Below are 15,656 nucleotides of genomic sequence, written 5' to 3' on the forward strand. Positions count from 1 at the left end.
AGCACGGTCGGAGTCCCACGGCCCCTTTGCGGCGAGGGCGCTTGCCGTGGGGTGCGGAAGTTGGTTGGGTCTAGAGGTGGTCGACCTCCAGCTGCTCCGGCACCAGCCGACGCTCACCGGCGCGCTGGTGCGCCTCGAGCCGATGGGCCCTCAGCACGTCGACGGACTGTGGCCGATGTTCGCCGACGAGGACGACACGAACGGCGGCGGGACGTTGCACGAGTTCACCCGCGGGCAGATCCGGGCCGGGATGGCGAGGTCGACCGAGCGGCACGACCGGGCCGACTGGGTCATCGTGCGGATCGCCGACGACGCAGTGCTCGGTGAGGCGGTGCTCATGGCGCTCGACGAGGATAACGCCTCGATGGCCTACCGCATCTCCCTGATCGGGCCCGAGGTCCACGGCCTGGGCTACGGCACCGAGACGACGCGGCTGGTCCGCGACTTCGCTCTCGGCCCCCTCGGCCTGCACCGGCTCGGCCTCGAGGTGAACTCCTTCAACGCGGCGGCGATCGCGGTCTACACGAAGGTCGGGTTCGTGCGGGAGGGCGTGCGCCGTGAGGCCGTCCTGCGTGACGGGACGTGGCACGACGTCCACGTCATGGCGATCATCGCCCGCGACCGCCGGCCCTGAGGGGCCGTCAGGGTCCGCGGGTCGGGTTCCCTCGTGCGCGGGACGGACGACGGGACGCTCGTGGCTCGGCACGCTCAGGACGACACCGTTCCGCCTCCGCGTCCCGTCGTTCGTCCCCGGCGGATCACCGCTACCCAAGGGGCATCCGGACACGGCATACCCGCGCCCGAACTAGACTTCACGGGTGCCCGCGTACCTCGACCACGCCGCGACGACTCCGATGTATCAGGAGGCGATCGAGGCCATGATGACGCAGCTGGGCACGGTCGGGAACGCGTCGTCGCTGCACACGTCCGGGCGGTCGGCCCGCCGGGTCGTCGAGGAGTCGCGCGAAACGATCGCGCAGGCCATCGCCTGCCGCCCGTCGGAGATCGTCTTCACGTCCGGGGGGACCGAGTCCGACAATCTGGCTCTGAAGGGGACCTTCTGGTCGCGTCGTGACGCCGACCCACGCCGGATCCGCCTGCTCGTCAGCGCGATCGAGCACCACGCCGTCCTCGACTGCGTCGACTTCCTGGTCGCCCACGACGGGGCCAAGGTTACCTGGCTGGACTGCGACGACGCCGGGTTCGTCGCCCCGGCGACGGTCCGGGCCGCCATCGAGCAGGACCCGGAGTCCGTGGCCCTCGTCTCGGTCATGTGGGCCAACAACGAGGTCGGCACGGTCCAGGACGTTGCGGGCATCACTGCGCTCGCCCACAAGTTCGGTGTCCCCGTCCACAGTGACGCGGTCCAGGCCCTCGGGCACCTGCCGCTGGACATCGCCGCGTCCGACACGGACCTCGTGTCGGTCACCGCCCACAAGACCGGCGGTCCGGTCGGGGTCGGGGCGCTGGTGGTCAAGCGGGACGCCCAGCTCGTGCCCCTGACCCACGGCGGGGGGCAGGAACGGCAGCTGCGCAGCGGGACGCTGGACGCCGCCGCCATCCGCGGGTTCGCGGTCGCGGTGCAGACGGCCGTGGCCGAGCTCGACACCGAGGCCGCGCGCCTGACCGGTCTGCGCGACGACCTGATCGCGGGCGCGATGGGGCTCGGCTTCGACATCCGCCCCGGCGGGTCCTGGACGCCGGGGGACCACGAGCACCGGTTGCCGGGCAACGCCCACCTGCTCGTCCCGGGCTGCGAGGGCGACTCGCTCCTCTACCTCCTCGACGCCGCCGGCATCGAGTGCTCGACCGGATCTGCCTGCCAGGCCGGCGTCCCACAGCCGAGCCACGTCCTGCTCGCGATGGGTCTGAGCGAGGCCCAGGCGCGGGGTGCCCTGCGGCTGACCCTCGGCCGCACCTCGACGCGTGACGATGTCGATGCCTTCCTCCAGGCGCTGCCGGCCGCGGTCGAGCGCGCCCGCCGGGCGTCCGGCGGCGCGTGATGCGCGTCGTGGCGGCGATGAGCGGGGGGGTGGACTCCGCCGTGGCGGCCGCGAGGATGGTCGACGCCGGCCACGAGGTCGTCGGCGTTCACCTCGCCCTGAGCCAGAACGCCGCGACGTTGCGCGAGAGTGCCCGCGGGTGCTGCACCGTCGAGGACGCCGGCGACGCCCGCCGGGTCGCGGACATGCTCGGCGTGCCCTTCTACGTCTGGGACATGGCGGCCCGGTTCAAGGCCGACATCATCGACGACTTCGTGGCGGAGTACGCCGCCGGGCGCACCCCCAACCCGTGCCTGCGCTGCAACGAGAAGATCAAGTTCGCCGCACTCCTCGACAAGGCGCTCGCGCTCGGGTTCGACGCCGTCGCGACCGGCCACTACGCGCAGATCGTGGAGGCGCGCGACGGGCGGCGCGAGCTGCACCGCGCCGTGGACATGGCCAAGGACCAGTCCTATGTGCTCGGCGTGCTCGAGGCGCACCAGCTGGCCCGATCGTTCTTCCCCCTCGGCGACACGACCAAGCCACAGATCCGCGAGGAGGCCCGGGCCAGAGGCTTCTTCGTCGCCAGCAAGCCGGACAGCCACGACATCTGCTTCATCGCCGACGGCAACACCAGGCAGTGGCTCACCGACCGGCTCGGCGAGCAGCCCGGTGCCATCGTCGACACGAGCGGGGCCGTGGTCGGCGAGCACGCCGGCGCCTACGCCTACACCGTCGGCCAGCGCCGCGGGCTCGGCCTGGCCAAGGACACCCTCGACGGCGTCCCCCGCTACGTCGTGGAGGTCGAGGCGCCGACCAACACGGTCGTCATCGGCACCAGGGACCTGCTCGGGGTCAACGCGATCACGGGCTCGCACGCCCGCTGGTGCGGCGCCGCCCCCGAGGGCGTCGTCTCCGTCGGCGCCCAGATCAGGGCCCACGGCGAGGAGGTCCCCGCGACCGCGTGGGCGGACGGCGACGTGGTGCACGTCCGTCTCGACGAGCGCGCCCGAGGCGTCGCGCCGGGCCAGTCCGTCGTCCTCTACGACGGGACCCGGGTGGTCGGGTCCGCCACCATCAGCGAGGTGTCGCTCGACCGCACCGCCGGCTGACACGGTCCGGCTGACGGAGGGGGTATGCCGTGGGCTCACCTGAAGGCGTCGACTGGACCGAGCCGGGTGGCGAGGTCCACATCACGCGCCGCGGCCAGTACGCGACAACGCTGCGCTGCAGAATCCGGATCTGGTGTCGGTGGTCCTTCGTGTCGGCGGCGTGTATGCGTGTTCCAGGTCCGTGTCGGTGCCGGGGACGCGGGCGGCGGGGACTCGACGCGCTCATGTGCCACTCCTCGCCAAAGACGTCTTGTGCCCGGGGACAGTCCTATCCGAGCGTTCCTGGAGGGACAAGTGGACGGCCGACCGGCCGGCATGAGCGTGCGCAGCCTTGGGTCCTCCGACCACGATCGCGTGGCCCCTCTGATGGGCGGACGTGGGCGAGTTCCTGCTGTCGCGCAGGGCCTTTCCATCCCGATCCCCGACCCGGCCCCATGAGCCGCCACGGTCACGGACAGCTTCTGCAGCGCGCGCCCGCCAGGTTGCGGCGCACCGGCAGACCGTGAACGACGCGATGGACATCTAGATCACTCAGCCACGCGCTGATCTCCGGATCCGTCAGCGACCGACAGCGCCTCTGTGTCCACCAAGCCGGAGTGGGCCGCCACCCCTCGATGGTCCCAGATGACACGAGATGGGAACCGTGACACGCCAATGACACGAATGTGGAACCGTGACACGAAATCGGGATTGCTCCTACTGGGTGCCACTGCTCGAAGCAGTGCATAGAGTGTTACGATCTGTCCTATGAGTTCGCTTACGATACGCACTGATCCCGAGGTGGAGCGCGCCCTGGAGGGGCTCACCCGCGGTGGTCTGTCGCGCTCTGAGGCGGCCAGGACGGCAATCCTTGAGGCCGACCGGGCGCACCGCCGGGCGCGTCTTCGAGCCGAGGCCGAGTCGCTGCGCAACGATCCTGAGGACGTCGCCGCGTCGCGTGAGCTGGCAGCGGAGATGGATGCCATTCGTGCGTGGTGACCTGTACCGGCTCCGCGCACCCAAGGACGTCCGTGGGCACGAGCAGGCCGGGACCCGGTTTGCGGTGGTGGTGCAGTCCGACGACCTCCCGCTGGCCACGTGGGTCGTCGCACCCACCTCCACAGGCAGGCGCGAGGCAACCTTTCGACCTGAGATCGAGATCGACGGCGTGAGAACCCGCGTGATGGTCGAGCAGCTCACCGTCGTCGATCCAGAGACCCGGTTGGGGCAGTTCGCTGGGCGGCTCGGCGCCGCAGAGTTGCGAGCCGTCAACACAGCGCTGATGACGGTGTTGGGCTTGGACTGACCGCCTGCTCGGATGACTCGTCGGAGATCGTCTTGGCGCGGCGCCGTCCCTAGCCGGCCTGGCGTTGTGATGCGTCAGTAACATCGTGTCGTGATCAGGCACCCGTGGAGCCGCCTGGTTGCCATGCTCGTTGACTGGGTCTGCATTCTCGCGTGGTTGGCGATCACCGCGGCCGTCGGTGTTCCTCTGTACCTCAGAGGTGCGACTCATCCCTTGAGCGCTTGCTTCGAATCTGGTTGCGGCGCTCATCACGGTCGTGCCGGCAACTTTGTGCTCGCCTGAGCGGGCCCTTGCCGTCCTCGCGGTGAGCGCGTCGCAGCCAGGCGCACCCTTGTCTGGGCAGCTGCCTGCGTGACCAACGTGGAGAGGCTCCGAGGAATCCGACGAGAGGAGTATGCCGTGGGCTCACCTGAAGGCTCTGCTGGACCGAGCGTGGTGGCGAGGTCGATGTCGGGCACCGCAGCCAGCACACGACGACGTCGGGCGGCGTGCCGCCTCCGAGTTCATCAAGGGCGTCGAGCGCGCAGACGGCAGGAGCTCATGGCGCGGGCGACCGGCCACGACGAGCGGGGCGACGGGCGGGCGGCAGCGGGCTGCACAGCATACCGTGTGGGCATGCCCCGCACCCTTGCCACCGCCACCAGTGTCGACCTGGACGCCCTCCTGGAGTTCGTCCGACCGCGTCACCACATGGTGCTCACGACCTTCCGGGCGGACGGGTTCCCGCAGAGCTCGCCGGTCTCCGGGGGCGTGGACGAGCAGGGGTGCATTGTCATCTCGAGCTATCCGGAGCGGGCGAAGTCGCGCAACGCCCACCGCGACCCACGGGCCAGCGTCGTCGTGCTCTCGGACGACTTCGGCAGCGCCTGGGTCCAGGTCGACGGGACGGTCGAGGTCATCGAGCTGCCGGAGGCCGTGGAAGCGCTGGTCGACTACTTCCGGGCGATCTCGGGGGAGCACCCCGACTGGGACGAGTACAGGCAGGCGATGGTCGACCAGGGCAAGTGCCTCATCAGGGTGACCCCGACGCGGTGGGGACCCGTGGCCACCGGCGGGTTCCCGCCCCGTCTCGCGGACCAGTGAGCACCTCCACCCGTCCCCGGCCCCCGAGAGCCGACGACGCAGGACGACCGGTGACGGCACGGGGACCGGACGGACAGGATGGGCGCGCCGGTGTCGTCGAGCCGGTCCGCGCGCTCTGCATGACCTTCCCCCGGACGCAGGAGCGGATCAGCCACGGCGAACCGGCGTGGTTCGTCGGCGGCAAGCGGATGTTCGTGATGTTGGCCGACCACCACCACGACGAGCGGGTCGCCCTCTGGGCCGCGGCCCAGGACGGGGTCCAGCGGCACCTGCTCGAGGACGACCCGTCCCGGTTCTTCCGGCCGCCCTACGTCGGCACGAGGGGGTGGATCGGGATCTGGCTCGACCACCGCCCGGACTGGGACCGCGTCGAGCTGCTCGTCGACGAGGCCTGGCGCAGCATCGCCGGACCCCGGCTCGTCAAGGCCCACGACGCCCAGCAATAGCCGGTGACGGCCCCACAGCAGTCCGTCGAGCTGGTCCCCGACGCTGCCGGCGATGCCGCCGTCCGGGCGCAGTGGGACGCCCTCGTGGCCGCCGACCTGCCCTCCCTGGCGCGCCATCCGTCGAGGAGCAACCGACCCCACATCACCGTCGTCGCCGCGCCGCTCGTCGACCCCGCGCAGGACGAGGCCCTCGAGGCGGCTCTCCCACCGCTGCTGCCGATCACCGTGCGGTGGGGCGCCGTGACGGTCTTCGGGCCGGGGCCGCACGCGGTCGTCCGGCTCGTCGAGGTCGCGCCGCCGCTGGCTCGGCTCAACGCACTGGCCGCCTCGATCATCGGTGTCCCGGCCGACCACCTCACGGCCCCCGGGCGCTGGTCGCCCCACCTCACGCTGGCTCGGCGGGTCTGCGCGGCCGACCTCGACGCGGTGCTCGCGGTGCTCGCTGCCTGGTCGCAGGAGGACGTCACCTTCGTGGCGGCCCGCCGCTGGGACCCGGCGACCCGTCAGGAGTGGGCCCTCGGCGGTGGCGGACGGCCGGCCCTGCCCTCCGCGCACCCCACGCCGGTGTCGCCGCCGTCGGCCGGCCCGCTCCGTGGATCCGGCACGCCCCGTGGATAGAGTCGCCGGATGACCACCGCGAGCGGCATCGGATCCTGGCCGGGCACGGATGTCCGCGAGACCCTGCGGGAGGTGCGGGATGCCCTCGGAGGTGACGCTGGCGAGGCGGAGACCGGCTGGCTTCCCTACCTCCCGGAGCTACCGGACCGCGGGCCGGGATCGGACGTCATCGGCCGCGCAGCCGGTCTCCTCGTCGAGCTGCCCGTCGACCTCCAGCCGATCGGGTGGCGCTTCGTCGACCGGCCCGGACTCGACGCCCACCGCACGGCGGCCTTCCTCAGCGAGGACCTCGACGAGCTGGCGGAGGCCTTCGACGGCTGGACCGGGCGGCTCAAGCTGCAGGTCGCCGGCCCGTGGACGCTCGCTGCGAGCGTGTGGCTGCACCGTGGTGAGCGCGCCGTCGTCGACGAGGGGGCCTCGCGGGACCTCGTCGACTCCCTGGCCGAGGGGGTGCGGCAGCACCTCGCGCAGGTCCGCCGGCTGGTGCCCGGCGCCCTGCTCGTCCTCCAGCTCGACGAGCCCTCCCTCCCGGCCGTCCTCGCCGGACACCTCCCGACCGCCTCCGGCTTCGGCACGATCCGCGCCGTTGACCGGCAGGTCGTGCTCGCCGGCCTCCAGGCCGTCCTGGGGGGAGCCGACGGCGGCGAGACGCTCATCCACTGCTGCGCCCCCGGCATACCGCTGCCGTTGCTGCGCCAGACCGGCGCCGACCTCGCGACGGACACCTCGCTCCTCGACGGGCGGGGCTGGGAGGAGGTCGCCGGCGGGATCGAGGACGGCATGACCCTGTATGCCGGGTGCGTCTCCACCGCTGGACCGGTGCCGCGCGCGCAGTCGGTCGCCGCCGGGCTGGTGTCGCGCTGGCGCGAGATCGGGCTGCCCACGACGACCCTCGGGGGGCTGGTCGTCACCCCTGCGTGCGGCATGGCGTCCGTCATCCCCCAGGTCGCGCGGGAGATCCAGCGGACCTGCGTCGACGCCGCGAAGGAACTGACCGAACGTGCCCTCGACTGACCCCCTTGCCGCGGCCGGCCCGAGGCTGCCCTGGCAGGCCAAGTTCGCCGCCCTGGCGGTGATCTGGGGTGCGAGCTTCCTGCTGATCAAGATCGGCCTCGAGGCACTGGCGCCGCTACAGGTCGCGACGCTGCGCGTCCTGTCGGGCACCGCGACGGTGCTCGTCGTGGTCGCCCTGACCGGTGTCCGGCTGCCGCGCTCGCGCCGGGTCTGGTGGCACCTCGGCGCGTCGGGCCTCTTCCTCTCGTCGCTGCCGTTCACCCTCTTCCCGCTCGGGGAGGAGCGGGTCAGCTCGGCCCTGGCGGGCATCGGCAACGCTACGACCCCGCTGGCCGCGGTGCTGTTCACGCTGCTCCTCCTGCCGGGGGAACGGCTCTCGCGCCGCAAGGTGTGGTCGGTGGTCGTCGGGTTCCTCGGCGTCGTCGTCATCGTGCAGCCGTGGGAGTCGGGCGGCCGGCCGGACCTGGTCGGCTTCGGGATGACCCTGTTGGCCGGGGCGTCCTACGGGTTGGGCTGGACCTACCTCAAGCGGTTCCTCGGGCCCGGCGACGCCGGTGGCCTCAGCCTGCCCGCGGCCCAGCTGCTGGTGTCGTCGGCGCAGCTGCTTGTGGTGGTCACGGTGTGGTGGCTGTTGCACCGCGACACGTTCGCCGCGCCGTGGTCGACCGTGCCCGGCTCCGGCCCGGCGTCACTGCCGGTCGTGGCGGTGCTCGCACTGGGGGTGGTCGGCACCGGGGTGGCCTTCTCGCTCCAGTTCGACGTCGTGCGGGCGGTCGGACCGACGGTGGCGGCCACGGTGACCTACGTCATCCCCGTCGTCGCGGTCCTGCTCGGCGTCGCGTTCCTGCACGAGCGGTTGCGCTGGCCCCAGGTCGTCGGCGCCGCGATCGTCCTCGCGGCGGCTGTCGTGACGGGTCTGCCGCAGCAGCGCCGCGGCGGCGGGAGGCGCCTCAGCCGGCGAGCGCCGACCCGGTCCCCCACTGGTCGAAGGTGACGTTCCAGTCCGTCCAGCCGTTGCCGGCCTCGAGCCCTCTGGCGGTCCCGCCAACCACGACGGATCGCCGACCCTGACGGTGCCGAAGAGGCAGGCGGCGTCGGCGTCGCTCATCCCGATGCAGCCGTGGCTGACGGACAGCTGCCCGTAGGTCTCGTTGCCGGCGGCGACGCTGTCGACGTCGACACCCACGGCGACCCTGGTGCCCGGCTGCCAGTAGGTGGCAGGGCGCCAGTGCGCCTCGTTGCTGCTGATCCAGTTCCAGGACCCGGCCTGCTGAGGGTCGACGTCACCGTCATCCGCTTCTCGAAGGTGGCCTTGTCCTTCACCGGGACGTCGAAGTGGACGATCACCGACATGGCGATGCCGACGGTCGAGCCGTCGGCGATGATCTGGGGGAAGATCTGCTGCTTCTTGGACAGGTCCTGTGTCGTGAAGGTCGAGTGCTGGGTCGACTCTGCGCCCTCGGGGTTCTTGCCGGTCATCGACAGCGAGTAGGTCGTCCCGGGCTCGAGGAGGCGGCCCGCGGCCCACTTCTCGCCAGCCGGGTCGAGGGCGCCCTCGACGTTGACGTCGCCCTTCTTCGGGTCCTGGTAGGTCAGGACCACGTCGCTGACCGTGCCGTTGGACGCGGCGACGGACACCACCGTGTCGACCGGCACCGGGGACTGTGGTGAGACGCTCGGCGTCAGCACGACGGAGGGCGCAGCCGTGGTGGCGGGGCTCTGGGGGGTCGGCGAGGAGACGGAGCGGCTGGACGCCACGGGCCCGCCCGTGCCGGGGGCGGTGGACCCGGGGCCGGCGCTGCAGGCACCGAGGAGGCCGACGAGGGTCATCGTGACGGCCGTCACGGCGAGTCGAGGTGCGTTCCCAGCGTGCGAGATGCAACCGCCTCTCGAGGAGACCAACAAAGCCTGCGGACACAGGCAAACCCACGACACAGTGTCCCCCGGCAGGAGGACCGCACCACATCTCACGTCGGCGCGCCGGGAGGCCGTGGAGTTGTCGGGACGGTGCGGCAGGATGAGCGGGTGGCGAAGGCACCCAGCACCCCCAGCACCTCGGCCCCGACCGACCCGAGTCCGTCTCTCGAGGCCGGGACGGGGGTGCCCGCGGACGTCCTCCACGAGTGGGCGGACCTGGCCGAGCAGGCGCGCGGCCACCAGTTCGCCTATCACGTGAGGGATCGGCCGACGGTCAGCGACGGCGACTACGACCGGCTCATGCGAGACCTCGCGGCGCTCGAGGGGGCGCACCCCACGTTGCGCACCCCGGACAGCCCGACGCAGCAGGTGGGCGGCGCGTCGTTCTCGACCGACTTCACCGCGGTCGACCACCTGGAGCGGATGCTCAGCCTCGACAACGCCTTCTCCGACGAGGAGCTCGCCGCCTGGGCCGAGCGGGTGACCCGCGGCGCCGGCACCGGCTTCCACTTCCTCACCGAGCTTAAGATCGACGGCCTCGCGATCAACCTGCTCTACGAGGACGGGCGCCTCACGCGGGCGCTGACCCGCGGGGACGGGCGCACCGGGGAGGACGTCACCCACAACGTGCGCACGATCCACGGCATACCGCACCGGTTGTCCGGCGACGACGTGCCAGCGCAGGTCGAGGTGCGCGGCGAGGTGTTCTTCCCGGTGGCGGCCTTCGCCGAGCTCAACGCCGGGCTCGTCGCCGCAGGCAGGGCGCCGTTCGCCAACCCCCGCAACGCCGCCGCGGGGTCGCTGCGGATGAAGGACCCCCGGGTCACCGCCTCCCGCCCGCTGCGGATGCTCGTGCACGGCATCGGGGCGCGGGTCGGGTTCGACATCACCCGCCAGAGCGAGGCGTATGCCGCGCTCAAGGCGTGGGGGCTGCCCACCTCGGAGCACAGCAAGGTCCTGGACACGATCGAGGAGGTGGCGGCCTACGCCGCCCACTACGGGGAGCACCGGCATTCGGTGGAGCACGAGCTCGACGGCGTCGTCGTCAAGGTCGACGAGGTCAGCGTCCAGCGCCGGCTGGGCTCGACGTCGCGGGCGCCGCGTTGGGCCATCGCGTTCAAGTACCCCCCCGAGGAGGTCAACACGAGGCTGCTCGACATCCAGGTCAACGTCGGGCGCACGGGGCGGGTGACCCCGTTCGGCGTGATGGAACCCGTCGCCGTCGCCGGGTCCACCGTCGAGATGGCCACGCTGCACAACGCGTTCGAGGTCAGGCGCAAGGGCGTCCTGATCGGGGACACCGTCGTCCTGCGCAAGGCCGGCGACGTCATCCCCGAGATCGTCGGGCCGGTCGTCGAGCTGCGTGACGGCACCGAGCGCGAGTTCGTCATGCCGACGCACTGCCCCTCCTGCGGCACCGGGCTCGCCCCGCAGAAGGAGGGCGACAAGGACCTACGCTGCCCCAACTCGCGCTCCTGCCCCGCCCAGCTGCGCGAGCGGCTGTCGGGCCTGGCCGGACGCGGGGCCTTCGACATCGAGGCGCTGGGGTGGGAGGGCGCCGGGGCGCTGCTCGAGGCGGGCGTCGTCACCGACGAGGGCGACCTCTTCGCGCTGACGAGGCAGCAGATCGGCCAGGCGGGGCTTTTCACCCGCGCGGCGAGGAAGACCGACCCCGAGGATTCCGTCGTCGACGGCAAGGTGCTGTCCGCCAACGGCACCAAGCTCGTCGACAACCTCGCGAGGGCCAGCGCGCAGCCGTTGTGGCGGGTGCTGGTGGCCCTGTCGATCCGCCACGTCGGACCGAGCGCCGCGCGCGCGCTGGCGGCGCACTTCACCTCGATGGAGCGCATTCGGACCGCCTCGAGGGAGGAGCTGTCCGAGGCGGAGGGCGTCGGCGCCGTCATCGCCGACTCGGTCATCGAGTGGTTCGGCGTCGACTGGCACGAGGCGATCGTCGACAAGTGGAGGGACGCCGGCGTCCGGATGGAGGACGACCGCGACGAGTCGCTCGAGCGGACCCTCGCGGGCCTGACCATCGTCGTCACCGGCTCGCTCGAGGGCTTCTCCCGGGACGAGTCGAAGGAGGCCATTCTCGCCCGTGGCGGGAAGGCATCGGGGTCGGTGTCGAAGAAGACCGACTACGTCGTCGTCGGCGAGAACGCCGGGACGAAGGCCGCGAAGGCGGCGGAGCTCGGTGTGCCGGTGCTCGACGAGGCGGGCTTCCGCACGCTGCTCGAGTCGGGCTCCACGGACTGACCCAGATCTGGGCCCGGTCGGCCGATCACGCCAGGGGGTTGGGGTGGCCGCCGCGCACCCGGCTCAGCTTCAAGAGCTCCTGAGCCGCCGCCCGTCTGGCCTGAGTCCCGTCACCGCTGGCTCGCCCCGAGACGGCGCGGTAGTCGGCTACTACGCGTGACGTAGTGGGTTCGTCGGGCCGGATCCCGTTGGCAGTGGCCGGTGCTCGCGGTCATCGTCACCGCGACGGTCGTCAGGTTGTCCTGGCTGATGGTGCCGCCGCACACGAGCAGCGACGCCTACCGCTATGCCGGGGACGGCCGGGTCCAGCTCTGCGGGAGGTCGCCCCATCGGTTCGCACCGCTCGACGACCGACTCCCGGACCTGCGCGACCCCTGCTCGTCCCCCGCCTCCGATTTTCCGACTCCGATCGTGCGCGGCGGGCCGACTGAGATCCCCGCCGTGTTGCTTGCTCGCCTCGCCCTGTCCGAGTCCCTGCGCGGACACAGGCGCGGCGAGGTCGCCGTTGCCGACGCACTTGCGCGGATCGTCGGTGCAACGCAAACGGTGGCCGCAGGGCTTGTCGTCGTTGACGCCCTGCATGAGCGGGTTGCCCGGATCTACGGGTCGCTGGGGTTCCGCCCCATCCCCGGCAGCCTGCTGCTCGTCCAGAAGCTCACCGACATCGAGGCCGCGCTCCGGGAGACGGAATGACCGGCGTCGGCGGTGGGCTCGGACTCGTGGCCACCGCCACGTCGGTGCCGATGTGGTGATCAGCCGAAGTTGCCCGAAGTGGTCACCCGTGGCGACGGTTCACCGGACGCAGCGGGACTGCGCGACGGATGGCCGCGAACGGGCACCATAGACTGGCTGCCATGTCTTCCTTGTCCCGCGACGACGTCGCGCACCTGGCCGACCTGGCCCGCATCGACCTGAGCGACGCCGAGCTGGACCGGATGCTTGGCGAGCTCACGGTCATCCTCGACTCGGTGGCGCGGGTGCAGCAGGCACCGACCGACGGGGTCGAGCCGATGTCGCACCCGCTGCCGCTGACCAACGTCACCCGCCCCGACGTCGTCCGCCCCGGGCTGACTGCCGAGCAGGCCCTGTCCGGGGCCCCACAGCGTGAGCAGCAGCGCTTCTCCGTGCCCCGGATCCTGACCGAGGACTGACCGAGCGCTCCGGTGCCGGGTGACCACCTCCGGTGCGCCGCAGCGGAACCCAGCCCCCACGGCATACCCCCCCGACATCACAAGAGGCCCGAACGTGACCACTGACCTGACCCGCCTGAGTGCCGCCGACATGGCGAGCCTCCTCGCGTCCAAGGAGGTCAGCTCCGTCGAGCTGACCCGCGCGCACCTCGAGCGCACCGACGCCGTCGACGGCGCCGTCCACTCCTACCTGCACGTCGACCGCGAGGGCGCCCTCGAGCAGGCCCGCGCCGTCGACGGGCGCCGTGCCGCGGGCGAGGACCTCGACGTCCTCGCGGGCGTGCCCATCGCGGTGAAGGACATCGTCGCGACCCAGGGCCTGCCGACGACGTGCGGCTCGAAGATCCTCGAGGGCTGGGTGCCGCCCTACGACGCGACCCTGGTGCGCAGGCTGCGCGAGGCGGGCCTGCCGATCCTCGGCAAGACCAACATGGACGAGTTCGCGATGGGCTCCTCGACCGAGCACTCCGCCTGGGGCCCCAGCCACAACCCGTGGGACCTCGACCGGATCCCCGGTGGCTCCGGCGGTGGCTCGTCCAGCGTCGTCGCGAGCTTCCAGGCGCCGCTGGCGATCGGCACGGACACGGGGGGCTCGATCCGCCAACCGGCTGCGGTGACCGGCACGGTCGGGACCAAGCCGACCTACGGCGGCGTCTCGCGCTACGGTCTCGTCGCCCTCGCCTCCAGCCTCGACCAAGCCGGGCCGTGCACTCGCAGCGTCCTCGACGCCGCGCTGCTCCACTCGCTCATCGGCGGTCACGACCCGCTCGACTCGACGTCGATCGACGCGCCGGTGCCCCCGGTCGTCGAGGCGGCCCGTCGCGCCGACGTCTCGGGGATGACGATCGGGGTCGTCACGCAGCTCGGCGGCGAGGGATACCAGGCGGGGGTCCGGGCCCGCTTCGAGGAGTCGGTCCAGCTGCTTGTCGACGGCGGCGCGAAGGTCGTCGAGGTCGACTGCCCCAACTTTGACTACGCCCTCTCGGCCTACTACCTCATCCTCCCCAGCGAGGCCTCGAGCAACCTCGCCAAGTTCGACGCGATGCGTTACGGGATGCGGGTGCTCCCGTCCGGGGTCGACGACCCGAGCGCCGAGCAGGTGATGGCGGCCACGCGCGACGCGGGCTTCGGCGACGAGGTCAAGCGGCGCATCATCCTGGGCACCTACGCGCTGTCGTCGGGCTACTACGGCGCCTGCTACGGCCAGGCGCAGAAGGTCCGACGCCTCATCGCCGACGACTTCACCCGGGCCTTCGAGGTGGCCGATGTCCTCGTCTCACCGACGGCGCCGACGACGGCCTTCCGCATCGGCGAGAAGCTCGACGACCCGATGGCCATGTACCTCAACGACATTGCCACGATCCCGGCCAACCTCGCGGGGGTCCCGGGGATGTCGCTGCCCAGTGGCCTCGCCGACGAGGACGGCCTGCCGACCGGCATCCAGATCCTCGCGCCGGCGACCAGGGACGAGCGCCTGTATGCCGTGGGCGCGGCCCTCGAAGGCGCCCTCGTGGAGCGGTGGGGCGGACCCCTGCTCGACCGGGCCCCGTCACTGACCCCGCCGTTCACCGCGCCACCCACGACGTCCAAGGAGGCGTGACCATGGCTGCCACCGAAGCAGTGCTGACCTACGACGAGGCGCTCGGGTCGTTCGACCCGGTCATGGGCCTCGAGGTTCACGTCGAGCTGGGCACGGCGACGAAGATGTTCTGCGCCTGCGCCACCGGGTTCGGCGCGGACCCCAACACCCAGGTCTGCCCCGTGTGCCTCGGGCTGCCCGGCGCGCTGCCCGTCGTCAACGAGAGGGCCGTCGAGTCGGCGATCCGGATCGGGCTCGCGCTGAACTGCGAGATCGCGCCGTGGTGCCGCTTCGCCCGCAAGAACTACTTCTACCCCGACATGCCGAAGAACTTCCAGACGTCGCAGTACGACGAGCCGATTGCCTTCGAGGGCCACCTCGACGTCGAGCTCGACGACGGCACGACCTACCGCGTGGAGATCGAGCGGGCCCACATGGAGGAGGACACCGGCAAGTCGCTGCACGTCGGCGGCGCCACCGGGCGCATCCATGGCGCCGACCACTCCCTGGTCGACTACAACCGCGCCGGCATCCCGCTGGTCGAGATCGTCACGAAGCCGATGCTCGGCGCGGGGGAGCGTGCGCCCGAGGTCGCCAAGGCCTACGTCTCCGCGCTGCGCGACCTGCTCAAGGCGCTCGACGTCTCCGACGTCAAGATGGAGCAGGGCTCGATGCGCTGCGACGTCAACCTGTCTCTGCGACCGAAGGTCGACGGCGGGGCCGGTGCCCAGGACGCGGTCCGGCTCGGCACCCGGACCGAGACCAAGAACGTCAACTCGCTGCGCTCGGTGGAGCGGGCGGTGCGGTCCGAGGTCGAGCGGCAGGCCCACCGGCTGCGCCACGGCGAGCGGATCGTCCAGGAGACGCGGCACTTCCACGAGGACACCGGGAAGTCGACGTCCGGCCGCAGCAAGGAGGAGGCCACCGACTACCGGTACTTCCCCGAGCCCGACCTGGTCCCGGTGGCGCCGGACGCGGCCTGGATTGCCGAGATCGGCGCCGCGTTGCCGGAGCTGCCCGCGGCCCGCCGCAGCCGGTTGCGCGCGGAGCTGGGCCTGAGCGCCGACGAACTGCTGGCGCTGGTCAACGCCGGAGCGGTGGATGCCTTCGCCGACACAGTCGCTGCCGGCGCGCCGGCAGCCGAGGCGCGCAACTGGTGGCTGGGCTATCTTGC

At 71.8% G+C, this 15,656-nt stretch carries 15 protein-coding genes and 1 pseudogene; 15 read left to right on the forward strand and 1 reads right to left on the reverse strand.

Going from position 1 to position 15,656, the window contains the following annotated elements; genetic code table 11:
* From ACLL9L_RS18600 to ACLL9L_RS18645, 10 genes are all read left to right on the forward strand, one after another.
* Window positions 1-634, forward strand: a 634-nt coding sequence (locus tag ACLL9L_RS18600; protein ID WP_411286143.1) for a GNAT family N-acetyltransferase, incomplete at its 5' end; no start/stop codon positions are given.
* A gap of 184 nt (window positions 635-818) precedes the next feature.
* A complete protein-coding gene (locus ACLL9L_RS18605) occupies window positions 819-2,003 on the forward strand; it encodes a cysteine desulfurase family protein (RefSeq protein ID WP_411286144.1) in 1,185 nt (394 codons plus the stop codon).
* On the forward strand, window positions 2,003-3,094 hold the full coding sequence (gene mnmA, locus ACLL9L_RS18610) for a tRNA 2-thiouridine(34) synthase MnmA (protein ID WP_411286155.1): 1,092 nt from the start codon (window positions 2,003-2,005) through the stop codon (window positions 3,092-3,094). Before ACLL9L_RS18605 ends, mnmA begins: the two co-directional genes overlap by 1 nt.
* 747 nt (window positions 3,095-3,841) lie before the next feature.
* The gene (locus ACLL9L_RS18615; protein ID WP_411286145.1) at window positions 3,842-4,072 is read left to right on the forward strand and encodes a hypothetical protein; all 231 of its coding nucleotides are present in this window, start codon (window positions 3,842-3,844) and stop codon (window positions 4,070-4,072) included.
* Window positions 4,062-4,379 carry a type II toxin-antitoxin system PemK/MazF family toxin gene (locus tag ACLL9L_RS18620; RefSeq protein WP_411286146.1) on the forward strand — a complete coding sequence of 106 codons (318 nt, stop codon included), beginning with the start codon at window positions 4,062-4,064 and terminating at the stop codon, window positions 4,377-4,379. Before ACLL9L_RS18615 ends, ACLL9L_RS18620 begins: the two co-directional genes overlap by 11 nt.
* Before the next feature lie 615 nt (window positions 4,380-4,994).
* The gene (locus ACLL9L_RS18625; protein WP_411286147.1) at window positions 4,995-5,462 is read left to right on the forward strand and encodes a PPOX class F420-dependent oxidoreductase; all 468 of its coding nucleotides are present in this window, start codon (window positions 4,995-4,997) and stop codon (window positions 5,460-5,462) included.
* Between the two features lie 50 nt (window positions 5,463-5,512).
* A complete protein-coding gene (locus ACLL9L_RS18630) occupies window positions 5,513-5,908 on the forward strand; it encodes an MmcQ/YjbR family DNA-binding protein (RefSeq protein WP_411286148.1) in 396 nt (131 codons plus the stop codon).
* Window positions 5,909-5,911: 3 nt separating this feature from the next.
* Window positions 5,912-6,526: a 2'-5' RNA ligase family protein gene (locus tag ACLL9L_RS18635; RefSeq protein ID WP_411286149.1), complete on the forward strand. Its 615-nt coding sequence runs from the start codon at window positions 5,912-5,914 to the stop codon at window positions 6,524-6,526.
* Between the two features lie 9 nt (window positions 6,527-6,535).
* Complete coding sequence (locus ACLL9L_RS18640) at window positions 6,536-7,540, forward strand: methionine synthase (protein WP_411286150.1); 1,005 nt, start codon at window positions 6,536-6,538, stop codon at window positions 7,538-7,540.
* Window positions 7,527-8,534, forward strand: a complete 1,008-nt coding sequence (locus ACLL9L_RS18645; protein WP_411286151.1) for a DMT family transporter — start codon at window positions 7,527-7,529, stop codon at window positions 8,532-8,534. The genes ACLL9L_RS18640 and ACLL9L_RS18645 overlap by 14 nt, the downstream gene beginning before the upstream one ends.
* Before the next feature lie 228 nt (window positions 8,535-8,762).
* On the opposite strand, the pseudogene ACLL9L_RS18650 reads toward ACLL9L_RS18645, so the two are convergent.
* Window positions 8,763-9,370 (reverse strand): annotated as a pseudogene (locus ACLL9L_RS18650) (Ig-like domain-containing protein); the annotation flags it as partial.
* A 270-nt stretch (window positions 9,371-9,640) separates the two neighbouring features.
* Here ACLL9L_RS18650 and ligA point away from each other — a divergent pair.
* The 5 genes from ligA to gatB all read left to right on the forward strand — a co-directional run.
* Entirely contained in the window at window positions 9,641-11,713 is a 2,073-nt protein-coding gene (gene ligA, locus ACLL9L_RS18655; protein WP_411286156.1) for an NAD-dependent DNA ligase LigA, read from the forward strand.
* A gap of 201 nt (window positions 11,714-11,914) precedes the next feature.
* Window positions 11,915-12,406: a hypothetical protein gene (locus tag ACLL9L_RS18660; RefSeq protein ID WP_411286152.1), complete on the forward strand. Its 492-nt coding sequence runs from the start codon at window positions 11,915-11,917 to the stop codon at window positions 12,404-12,406.
* Window positions 12,407-12,567: 161 nt separating this feature from the next.
* Complete coding sequence (gene gatC / locus ACLL9L_RS18665; protein ID WP_411286153.1) at window positions 12,568-12,864, forward strand: Asp-tRNA(Asn)/Glu-tRNA(Gln) amidotransferase subunit GatC; 297 nt, start codon at window positions 12,568-12,570, stop codon at window positions 12,862-12,864.
* Between the two features lie 130 nt (window positions 12,865-12,994).
* Window positions 12,995-14,503, forward strand: a complete 1,509-nt coding sequence (gene gatA, locus ACLL9L_RS18670; RefSeq protein ID WP_411286157.1) for an Asp-tRNA(Asn)/Glu-tRNA(Gln) amidotransferase subunit GatA — start codon at window positions 12,995-12,997, stop codon at window positions 14,501-14,503.
* Window positions 14,504-14,505: 2 nt separating this feature from the next.
* Window positions 14,506-15,656 (forward strand): Asp-tRNA(Asn)/Glu-tRNA(Gln) amidotransferase subunit GatB (gatB, locus tag ACLL9L_RS18675; RefSeq protein ID WP_411286154.1); only part of this gene is annotated, 1,151 nt, incomplete at its 3' end.

Origin of the sequence: Lapillicoccus sp. (assembly GCF_046595215.1) — a bacterium.
Taxonomy (GTDB): Bacteria; Actinomycetota; Actinomycetes; order Actinomycetales; family Dermatophilaceae; genus Lapillicoccus.